Source organism: Roseisolibacter sp. H3M3-2, from assembly GCF_029211165.1.
Lineage (GTDB): Bacteria > Gemmatimonadota > Gemmatimonadetes > Gemmatimonadales > Gemmatimonadaceae > Roseisolibacter.
On record NZ_JARGEK010000678.1, the window covers coordinates 1 to 1,091 of the forward strand.

1 protein-coding gene and 1 pseudogene are annotated in these 1,091 nt (G+C 77.4%); one reads left to right on the plus strand and one right to left on the minus strand.

Annotated elements, in window-relative coordinates; genetic code table 11:
- Positions 1–751, minus strand: a 751-nt coding sequence (locus tag PYV61_RS25675; RefSeq protein ID WP_275836730.1) for a PAS domain-containing protein, incomplete at its 3' end; no start/stop codon positions are given.
- Positions 752–853: 102 nt separating this feature from the next.
- On the opposite strand from PYV61_RS25675, the pseudogene PYV61_RS25680 reads away from it, so the two are divergent.
- A pseudogene (locus PYV61_RS25680) lies at positions 854–1,091 on the plus strand (hypothetical protein); the annotation flags it as partial.

The following is a 1,091-nucleotide window of genomic DNA, read 5'->3' on the forward strand; positions in this document are numbered from 1 at the left end:
CGTCCGCGGCGTCGCCGGCGAGCGACGCGCGCGCGGGGGCGGGCACCTCGGCGCCGCCGAGCCCCGCCGTCGCCTCGAGGCGCAGCCCGTCCTCGTCGGCGAGGTAGAGCAGCGCGAACGGGAGGTCGCCGGGCGCCGCGGCCAGCGTGGCGGCGGCGGCGAAGCACGCCTCCTCGGGGGTGCGCGCCTCGGCGGCGCGGCCGGGGAGCTCGCGCACGGTGCGCAGCCGCCGCTCGCCGATCACGCGGTCGGTGGTCTCGAGCACCGCGTTGAAGATGCCGCCGATCCGCCCGCCCTCGCCGCGCACGGGGCTGAACGTGTAGTCGAAGTAGCACTCCTCGACGTAGCCGTGGCGGCGCATGGCGAGCAGCTGGTCCTGCGAGCGCGTCGCCTCGCCGGTCGCCATGACCTGCGCGAACAGCGGCCCGATGGTCTCCCAGATCTCGGGCCACACCTCGCGCGCCGGGCGGCCAAGTGCCCACGGGTGCTTGCCCCCGGGGATGGGGCTCCACGCGTCGTTGTAGACGAGCGCGAGCTCGGGGCCCCAGTAGAGCGCGATCGGGAACGCGGAGCCGAGGCAGATGCTGAGCGCGGAGCGCAGGCTCTGCGGCCAGTCGCCGGGCGCGCCGAGCGGGCTCGTCGACCAGTCGTGCGCGCGCATGAGCGCGCCCATCTCGCCGCCGCCGTCGAACAGGCGGTCGGCGGCGGGGCGGTCGGGGGGCGCGGGGTCCGGCGGTCGACGGGTCGCCATGCGGGGCGCGAGGGGGCTCGGACGCACGCCGGCGGCGTGCTCCCAAGGGTGAACGTGTGGCGGTTCCCTGTCCAGCCGGCCGGAACCGCGGAGACGCGCAGCGTGTCGAAATCGTCTAGCTTCGACTCACTCACCGCCGTCGTCATGCCCGCCCCGTCGTCGCTCCTTCTCGCGCTCGCGCTCGTCTGCACCGCCGCCCCGGCGCTCGCGCAGCAGCCCCCCGCCGACACCACCCGCCGCCCGACGCGTCCCGACAGCGTCGTGCCGGCGGTGGTCGACAGCGCCGTCCCGCCGCCGGTGGACAGCGCCGCGCTCGCCGGCGTGCGCGCCGCGGCGCTCG